The sequence below is a fragment of the Thermoanaerobaculia bacterium genome (genome assembly GCA_035717485.1).
GTDB lineage: Bacteria > Acidobacteriota > Thermoanaerobaculia > UBA5066 > DATFVB01 > DATFVB01.
Genome location: DASTIQ010000253.1, coordinates 1 through 8,307 on the forward strand (window position 1 = coordinate 1; position 8,307 = coordinate 8,307).

An 8,307-nucleotide genomic window follows, 5' to 3' on the forward strand; every position below is an offset into this window, starting at 1 on the left:
TGTATCAGTTCGAGGACGGCGTGCTTTCCGGTCTGCTCGCGGCGAGAGCGGCGTTTCTCGCGACGATCAAAGGGTGATCGGCCCGAGGCCGGAAGCCCGAGACCCGATCGCCGGATGCGGCGAGCGCTACCCGCCTCCGCCGGGCCGCGGCGGTTCTTCGTTCGAAGGACGGGCTCGATTCGAGGCCCGGGCGGATTTTCGGCGTCGCCGGCGGGGAGGGGCCGCGGCGCCCAGCTCCGCCAGCGCCTCGGCCACCTCCGCCACCAGCGCGCCGTCTTCCGACGCGCCGATGTCGCCGAGCGCCCGGCCGGCGTCGCGCGCCGCCTCCTCGAAGGGGTTCACAATCCCGCGGCCGACAGGAGCCGGCCGATCACGTCGTCCCAGGTGATCGTTTCGACGACGGCGCGCCCCGCCCGCCCCATGGCCGCGAGCTCGGCGGTCCGGGGCCACATCCGCGCGAGCGCGGCGCCGAGCGCCGCGGGATCCGGGTCGGTGACGATCCCCGTGCGTCCGTCGTGCACGAACTCGAGCGGGCCTCCGGCGTCGCGGACCGTGAGAACCGCCTTCCCCGAGAGGTAGGCCTCGAGAGGAACGTATCCGTAATCCTCGTCGGCGGCCGTGACGATCACGACGCGCGCTCCGGCGAACAGGGAGAGGACCTCGGCTTCCGACGGGCTTCCGAGGAAGTCGCAGCGGGCCGAGACGCCCGACGATTTCGCGTAGTGCGCGAGCGCGTCGCGCTCCGGCCCTTCCCCGACGACTTTCAGCCTCGCCTCGGGGGCGAACGCCAGCGCGCCGATCGCGAGTCCCGGACGCTTCCACGCTTCGAGGCGGCCCACCCAGAGGGCGTAGTCCCCCGCCCCGTCGTCGCGGTACCGACCCGCGAGCGGCGGGGGGTGATACAGCGGTTCGCTCGGGATCCCGCTGTAGCGGGAGAGCCGGTCCGCGACGTTCTTCGAGTTCGCGAAGACCTTCCGCGACTCGCCCAGGCCGCGGACGTCCATCCGGCGGATCATCCGGCGGATCTCGAGGTCCTCTTCGTGGGTCTCGAAGTCGCTGTACGGCGTCGCGAACTGGTCGTAGACGGGGCGGTGCTGGTGGATCACCCAGGCGATCTTCCGCGGATGGCGGGCGACGAACGTCGGGAAGCGGGTCGTGATCACCGCGTCCACGTCGCGCCCGCCGAACCGCGTGAACTCCCCGAGGCGCCAGGCGAGCGCGCTCTTGACGAGGTCGGCGTGCGTTCCGTCGAAGAGGGGCATCGTGACGAGTTCGGCGTCGACGCCGCGGGCACGCAGCTCCTCGGTCAGCCGCTCCACGTGGCGCTCGGCGCCCCCGGTCAGGAACGGCGTCCGGACCGCCGCGACGAGGACGGCGGCGCGGCTCACGCCGGGGGGCGCTCGGCGAAGAGCGCGTAGTCCTGGAATCCGAAGAGCCAGCGATTGATCTTTCGCTCGTTCTCCCCCGTCTCGGCGAGCGTCTCTTCGGCGGGGACCGGCGCGAGATACCGGATCTCCTTCTGGAGGAACCCCGCATCGCGCGCGAACAGCGAGAGGGTCGCCGCCGGAACCGGCCAGCGATGGGTCGGATCCAGGCGATAGGCGCGCATCGCGTAGAGCGAATCCGGATTGATCGTCTCGAGCAGGAGGCGGCCGCCGGGAGCGAGCGCCTCGAAGGCGCGCCCCAGGAATTCCCGCACGGCCGGGGGCTCGAGATGCTCCACGAACTGGAGCGCCGAGACCCCGCCGAGCGAGCCGCGCGCCCCGGCGAGCCGCTCGAAGGCGTCTCCGGCCGCGACCGGCAGACCCTCGCGCGCCGCGATCCCCGCCGCGACGCGGTTCGCGTCGATTCCTTCCGCCTCGATCCCGGAGCGCCGGAGCAGGCTCACGAATTCGCCGCGCCCGCAACCGCAGTCGAGGACGACGCCCGGAGCGCCGCGGAAGAAATCGACGTACTGTTCCTGCCGCTCGCGGACGGTCTCCTCGCTTCCGCGGAATTCCTCCTCGAAGCGCGCGTAGAGGCCGTCGGTGATCCCGGGAGCCGGCGCCGACGGCGCGGCTCGCGGCGAGTCCGCCGGAGCGCCGGCGCGCTCCACCGCCGCCACCCTCGCCTGGAGGACGTCGTTCTGGCGGGCGAGCCGCCGCTCCGCCTCCGCGAGATCCCGGCGGAGCTCCTCGACCGTCCGCTCGAGCGCGCGGGCCCCTTCGAGGAGCTTCGCGTTGAACGTTCCCTGCGAGCGGGTCGCGATCCGCAGGATGCGCAGGAGCGTCCGCTTGACGAACGCCAGCCCCGCGCCCGCCGGGACCGAAGGGACGGAGTATCGTTCCGCTCCCGCCCACGCCCGGAGCGCGGGCGAGTCGCCCGCATTCTCGGCAGGGTGCGGAGCCGCCTCGCGGACCCCGCGCCGGATCTCCTCGGCCAGCCGCTCGACGGAAAGCCGGTCCTCTTCTTCGCGGCTCATCGGGTCGCGCGATGATATGCCGGGTCCGGAGAGATCTCTCGGGTCACGCGGGCGCGGCCCGCGTTTCGCGGTCGCCGGACGACGCGGCCGTGTCCCAGACCGCGATCCCGAGCGCGACGACGATCGGTCCGAGGAACAGCCCGAGAAAACCGAATGCCGCGAGGCCTCCCATCACGCCGAAGAACACCGGCAGCGTATTCATCTCCGATCGTCCCGAGATGATCATCGGCTTGAACCAGTTGTCGGCGAGCCCGACGATCAGGGCCCCCCACGCGAGGATGCCGAGACCGCGGCCCGTGGCGCCCTGCGCGAGCAGCACGATTCCGGCGGGAACCCAGACGAGCGCGGTGCCGCCGACCGGAAGGAGCGACAGGAAAGCCATGATCGCGCCGAAAACCACGGGAGACGGCAGTCCGAAGATCGCGAACCCGATCGCCCCGAGGATCCCCTGGAGGAGAGCCGTGAGGAGCGTCCCGAGAAGGATCGCGTGCAGAACGGCGTCGAGGCGCTTCACGAGCTCGCCGGTCTTCCCCGGTTCCGTCGGGATCGCCGCCAGCAGATGCCGCCAGAGCGCCTCCCCGTCCCGGAAGAAGAAGAACAGCGTGAAGATCATGATGAAGAACGAGGCGAGGAGTCCCAGGAAGCCGAACGCCAGGCCCGAAGCGACCGCCGCCATGCGCGCCGCCAGGTTCTTCAGGCCGGTTTCGAGCCACGCCCGCAGATCCGCGCTCGTGACGGGAACGGCGTCGGTGACGCGCGCGATCGCCCGCGTCATGAACGGCAGGCGGAGGACGTCGCCGGCCGAGCTCACCTGGTGGGCGTTCAGCCACCCGCCCGCGAGGGCGTAGAGGTGGGCGCCCTGGCGGAAGAGCGCGCCGGCGAGCAGCACCGCCGGAAGGATGACCAGGAGAATCGTCAGCACGGTCACGACGAGGGCGGCGAGGTTCGGCCGCCGCAGCCGTTTCCGCGCGCGCCGGTACACCGGCATGAGGAGGATCGCGAGCACCGCCGCCCATGCGATCGGCGCGAGGAAAGGCTCGAAAACCCGCCACAGCAGATACGCCAGGACCGCACCCGCCGCGATCGAGAACGCGAGCGAGCGGGCGCGCGGCATGCCCCCGGATGATAGCATCGGCCGCCGTGACGACGGCCGGAATCGAGCCTCCGCTGCGCGCTTCGGCGCTCCCGGACGCGGAGGGGAACCTCCGGCGGCGATCCCTCTTCTTCCGGGCGGCCCGGGCCGAAGGGTTTCGCCGGATCGGCGTCGCCGCCGCGGGTCCCGCGCCCCGCGCATCGGATTTCGAGGCATGGCTCGACGCCGGGATGCACGGGTCGATGACCTACCTCGAGCGGTCGCGTCGCCTCCGGGCCGATGCGCGCGCTCTCCTGCCGGAAGCCCGCTCGGTCGTCGTGCTGGCCGACGCCTACCAAGCGGGCGACCCCGCGGCTCCCGACGGAACCCGCACGGCGCGGTATGCGCTCGCCGAGGACTACCACCGGACGCTCCGCGCGCGGTGCGAACGGGTCGTCGCGGCGGTCCGCGGAGCCGGTGTCGCGCTCTCGGCGCGGATCTGCGTCGATTCCGCACCGCTCGCCGAACGCGCGTTCGCCGCCGCCGCCGGCATCGGCTGGATCGGGAAGAACGGCATGCTCATGAACGCCGAAGACGGGAGCTGGCTGCTCCTCTGCGCGATCGTCACGGATCTCGCCCTCCCCGCCGACTCCCCGGCCGCGGAACGCTGCGGGTCCTGCACCCGCTGCCTCGACGCCTGTCCGACCGGCGCGTTCCCCCGCCCCGGCGTGGTCGACGCGAACCGATGCCTCTCCTACTGGACGATCGAGCAGCGCGGCGCGATTCCGGAATCGATCGCGCGGCAGATGGACGGGTGGGTGTTCGGCTGCGACGTCTGCCAGGAGGTCTGTCCGTACAACGCGGCGATCGAGACCGGAACGCTCGAGCGCCGGCCGCCGTCGCTCGCCGAGCTCCTCGAGACCGGGGCCGCGGAGTGGAAGCGGCGATTCGGCGACACGCCGGTGGCGCGGGCGGGGGCCGCGGGAATGCGGCGGAACGCGGCCGCGGTCGCCGAAGCGCGAGGCGACCCCGCCTTGCTCCCCGTGATCGCCCCGCTCGCCGCGGGGAAGCATCCGATCGTCGCGGCGCAGGCGGCTCGCGCCGTTCGCGCGCTCGATGCGCGATGACGCCGTGTCGGATCCCGCCCATCCGCTCCCTCTGGTTCTCGTCGTCGCCGCCGTCGTCGTCCGGGACGGCCGCGTCCTCCTCTCGCGGCGGCCGCCCGGAAAACACCTCGCCGGCCTGTGGGAGTTTCCGGGCGGAAAGGTCGAGGAGGGAGAGACGCCGGAAGGCGCGCTCGCGCGCGAGGTCCGCGAGGAGCTCGGCCTCGAGATCGAGACTCCGCTCCCGTACGCGTTCGTGCACCACGAATATCCGGAGAAACGGATCCTGATGCTCGCGTACCGTTGCGGCGCGCAGGGCGATCCGTCGGGGACGCCGCTCGAGTGGCGATGGCAGCCGCTCGCCGATCTGGATCCGGACGAAATGCCGGCCGCCGACGAGGCGATCGTCGCCGCCCTCCGGGGAGAAGCCGCATGACGACGTCTCTCGTCCTCTTCCTGGCCCTGTTCTTCTTCTTCCTCCTGCTTTCCGCGTTCTTCGCGGCCTCGGAGACGGCGCTCGTGGCGCTCGGACGGATCGACCTCCAGCACATGCGCGAGCGGAAGATCCGGGGCGCCGACACGGTGGACCGCCTGAAGAAGCAGCCGGCCCGGCTGCTTTCCGCCGCCCTGATCGGCCAGAATCTCGCGACCTCCGCCGCCTCCGCGGTCGCGACGGTGGCGGCCGAGAACCTCTTCGGGGAGAAGATCGGCATCGCCGCCGCCGTCGTGGTCTCGACGATCCTGCTCTTCTCGCTCGGCGAAATGACGCCGAAGTCGATCGCGGCCGCCTCGCCCGCGCGCGTCTCGGTCCTCGTGGCCCGTCCGTTCGAGCTCTTCACCCGGGCCGTCGACCCGGTCGCGAAGATCGTCATCTTTCTCGTCCACCGGATGCTCGCCCTCTTCGGCATTCCCCAGACGCGCCCGGCGATGACCGAGGAAGAGATGAAGGCGGTGATCAACATCGGGCACGCCGAAGGTCTCCTCGAGAAGGAGGAGCGGGAGCGGATGGTCCGGGTCCTCGAGTTCGGCGACCGCCGCGTCTCCGAGGTCATGGTCCCGCGGCCGCGGATCGTCGCGATCGCGGAAACCGCCACGTTCGCCGAGGCGCACGCGATCTTTTCGCAGCACAAGTTCTCGCGCGTTCCGGTCTATCGCGAATCGCTCGACAACGTCGTCGGAGTGCTCAAGGCGAAGGACCTCTTCGACCTGAGCCCGGAGCAGCTCGCCGCGTTCACCCCGGCGCGCTTCGCCTCGGCCCCGTTCCTCGTCCCGGAGTCGAAGAGCCTCGACGACCTCTTCCGCGAGATGAGGCGCCGGAAGCAGCACATGGCGATCGCCATCGACGAATACGGCGGGACGGCGGGGCTCGTCACGATCGAGGACGCGATCGAGGCGCTCCTCGGCTCCATCCAGGACGAATACGACGAGGAGGCGCCCGGCTTCACGAAGATCGACGAACGGACCTACGTTCTCGACGGAAGCTTCCGGCTCGCGGATCTCGAGAGCCGGTTCGGGCTCCGCTACCCGAACGCGATCGACGAAACGGTGGCGGGGCTCCTCCTGCAGCGGTTCGGCCGGATTCCCGGCAAGGGGGACCGGATGCGCGGGCGCCAGGCGGAGTTCGTCGTCCTCGAAGCGTCGCCGTCGGCGATCCAGCGCGTCAAGATGATCCTCCCCCGCCGACCCGGCTCCGCCTCTACAATGCCGGGCGCATGAACGCCGAATCGCCGCGCGTCGTCACCCTGCTCCGCGGAGACGGGGTCGGTCCCGAAGTCAGCGAGGCCGTCCTGGCGATCCTGGACGAGGCGGGCGCGCGGGTCGTCTTCGAAGAGGTGAGCGCCGGCCTCGAGTCGCAGCGCGCCCAGGGCGATCCCCTTCCTCCGTCGGTCCTCGATTCGATCCGGAAGAACGGCGCCGCGCTCAAGGGCCCGCTCACGACGCCGGTCGGCGGAGGCTTCAAGTCGGTCAACGTGCGTCTGCGGCAGAATCTCGATCTCTACGCGAATCTGCGGCCGGTGAAGAATTTCGCGAACGTTCCCACGCGCTTCACCGGCGTCGATCTCATCGTCGTGCGCGAGAACACCGAGGACCTGTACGCCGGCCTCGAGCACGTCGTCGTTCCCGGAGTCGTCGAGTCGCTGAAGATCATCACCGAGAAAGCGTCGACGCGGATCGCGCGGTTCGCGTTCGAGTACGCGCTGAAGCACGGCCGCCGCCGCGTCACCGCCATCCACAAGGCGAACATCATGAAGCTCTCGGACGGCCTCTTCCTCGAATGCTTCCGGCGGGTCGCCGCCGAGTACAGCGAAGTGAAGGCCGACGAGCGGATCGTGGACGCGCTCTGCATGGACCTCGTCCTGAAGCCCGAGACCTACGACGTGCTCCTGCTCGAGAACCTCTACGGCGACATCGTTTCCGACCTCGCCGCCGGCCTCGTCGGCGGGCTGGGCGTCGTCGGGAGCGCGAACCTCGGCATCGACTACGCGGTCTTCGAGGCGGTGCACGGATCGGCGCCCGACATCGCCGGGAAAGACCTCGCCAACCCGACGGCGCTCCTGGTCTCGGCGATCATGATGCTGGACCACTTCGACCAGCAGGAGGCCGCGGAGCGGATCCGCCGGGCGCTCGAGGAGACGTACGCGGCCGGGATCCGGACGCGCGACCTCGGGGGGACGGCCGGAACGAAGGCCTTCGCCCGGGCGGTCGTCGAGCGCCTCCGGGGACAACCGTAAGAATCGTGTATTGATCAGGCGGCCGCAGCGTCGAGCCGCGCGCGCAGGGCGCGCGTGTGGTCCGGCGTCGTGCCGCAGCAGCCGCCGACGATCCGGGCGCCGAGCGTGAGCCACTCCGCGGCGAGATCCGCGTACGCCCCGGGGGAATCGCCGTCGGAGAGGATGTTCGCGTAGGCGCCGAACGGCCGCCCCGCCGCCGCGTTCGCGAGCCGGAGGACGTCCTTCCCGATCGCCCGGCTCGAGACGCAATTGATGCAGACGGCCGCCGCGCCCGCTTTCCAGAGCGCGTCCGCGGTCCCGGCCAGGTCTTCGCCCGAAAGCAGGCGCCCTCCGCCGTCGGTCGTGATCGACGCGGCGAACGGCAACCCCGAGAGCCGCGCCGCCCGAGCCGCCGCCATCACCTCCCGCCGGGTGCCGAACGTCTCCAGCAGCAGGAGATCGACTCCCGACGCGGCGAGGAACTCCACGTGCGCCGCGTGCGAAACCTCGAGCGCGATCGCGTCCTCCGGCACCAGGTCGGGCCGATAGCAGTCGAAGAGCGGAGCGACGGAGCCGGCGACCCGGACGGGCCGGTCCGCGGCGTCGGCGGCCTCCCGGGCGATCCCGACGGCCAGACGCGTCAGTTCCGCGGCACGGTCCGCGTTCCCGCTCTCGTCGAGCGCGGTGCGGGTGGTCCGAAAGGTATTCGCCGTCAGGACGTCGGCTCCGGCGTCCGCATTCTCCCGGTGGATGGCGGCGACGAGCTCCGGCGCCTCGACGAGCGCTCTCGCCGACCAGAGCGGGACGTCGAGCTCGAGACCCCGCCGCTCCAGCTCGCTCCCCATCGCCGAGTCGAGGAGGATCGGCGGGCCCGCCTTCAGACGATCCAGGAACGTGTCAGCCACTGTCGATTGCCGAGCGTACAGGAGTCGACGCCGCGACGCCGGATCGTCGGGCGGC

At 71.3% G+C, this 8,307-nt stretch carries 8 protein-coding genes; 4 read left to right on the forward strand and 4 right to left on the reverse strand.

The window, feature by feature from the left end:
* Nucleotides 1-338: 338 nt before the first annotated feature.
* The 3 genes from VFS34_13485 to VFS34_13495 are packed head-to-tail and all read right to left on the reverse strand — an operon-like array spanning nt 339 to nt 3,575.
* Nucleotides 339-1,388 (reverse strand): glycosyltransferase family 4 protein, encoded by a 1,050-nt coding sequence (locus VFS34_13485; GenBank protein ID HET9795459.1) that lies wholly within the window; start codon nt 1,386-1,388, stop codon nt 339-341.
* Entirely contained in the window at nt 1,385-2,461 is a 1,077-nt protein-coding gene (locus tag VFS34_13490) for a class I SAM-dependent methyltransferase (protein ID HET9795460.1), read from the reverse strand. Before VFS34_13490 ends, VFS34_13485 begins: the two co-directional genes overlap by 4 nt.
* 43 nt (nt 2,462-2,504) lie before the next feature.
* Nucleotides 2,505-3,575: an AI-2E family transporter gene (locus VFS34_13495; GenBank protein HET9795461.1), complete on the reverse strand. Its 1,071-nt coding sequence runs from the start codon at nt 3,573-3,575 to the stop codon at nt 2,505-2,507.
* A 26-nt stretch (nt 3,576-3,601) separates the two neighbouring features.
* Here VFS34_13495 and queG point away from each other — a divergent pair, with 26 nt between their 5' ends.
* Genes queG through VFS34_13515 form a run of 4 tightly spaced genes read left to right on the forward strand, consistent with a single transcriptional unit; the run spans nt 3,602 to nt 7,368 of the window.
* The gene (gene queG, locus VFS34_13500; GenBank protein ID HET9795462.1) at nt 3,602-4,660 is read left to right on the forward strand and encodes a tRNA epoxyqueuosine(34) reductase QueG; all 1,059 of its coding nucleotides are present in this window, start codon (nt 3,602-3,604) and stop codon (nt 4,658-4,660) included.
* A gap of 4 nt (nt 4,661-4,664) precedes the next feature.
* A complete protein-coding gene (locus tag VFS34_13505; GenBank protein HET9795463.1) occupies nt 4,665-5,072 on the forward strand; it encodes a (deoxy)nucleoside triphosphate pyrophosphohydrolase in 408 nt (135 codons plus the stop codon).
* Nucleotides 5,069-6,352: a hemolysin family protein gene (locus VFS34_13510; GenBank protein ID HET9795464.1), complete on the forward strand. Its 1,284-nt coding sequence runs from the start codon at nt 5,069-5,071 to the stop codon at nt 6,350-6,352. The genes VFS34_13505 and VFS34_13510 overlap by 4 nt, the downstream gene beginning before the upstream one ends.
* Nucleotides 6,349-7,368 carry an isocitrate/isopropylmalate family dehydrogenase gene (locus VFS34_13515; protein HET9795465.1) on the forward strand — a complete coding sequence of 340 codons (1,020 nt, stop codon included), beginning with the start codon at nt 6,349-6,351 and terminating at the stop codon, nt 7,366-7,368. The genes VFS34_13510 and VFS34_13515 overlap by 4 nt, the downstream gene beginning before the upstream one ends.
* A 14-nt stretch (nt 7,369-7,382) precedes the next feature.
* Here the strand turns inward: VFS34_13515 and VFS34_13520 are convergent, their stop codons facing one another.
* The gene (locus tag VFS34_13520) at nt 7,383-8,252 is read right to left on the reverse strand and encodes a homocysteine S-methyltransferase family protein (protein ID HET9795466.1); all 870 of its coding nucleotides are present in this window, start codon (nt 8,250-8,252) and stop codon (nt 7,383-7,385) included.
* Between the last annotated feature and the right edge of the window lie 55 nt (nt 8,253-8,307).

Coding starts and splice junctions, on each gene's coding strand:
- VFS34_13490 (HET9795460.1), bottom strand. CDS start 2,461: ATGAGCCGCGAAGAAGAGGACCGGCTTTCCGTCGAGCGGCTGGCCGAG.
- VFS34_13495 (HET9795461.1), bottom strand. CDS start 3,575: ATGCCGCGCGCCCGCTCGCTCGCGTTCTCGATCGCGGCGGGTGCGGTC.
- VFS34_13510 (HET9795464.1), top strand. CDS start 5,069: ATGACGACGTCTCTCGTCCTCTTCCTGGCCCTGTTCTTCTTCTTCCTC.
- VFS34_13515 (HET9795465.1), top strand. CDS start 6,349: ATGAACGCCGAATCGCCGCGCGTCGTCACCCTGCTCCGCGGAGACGGG.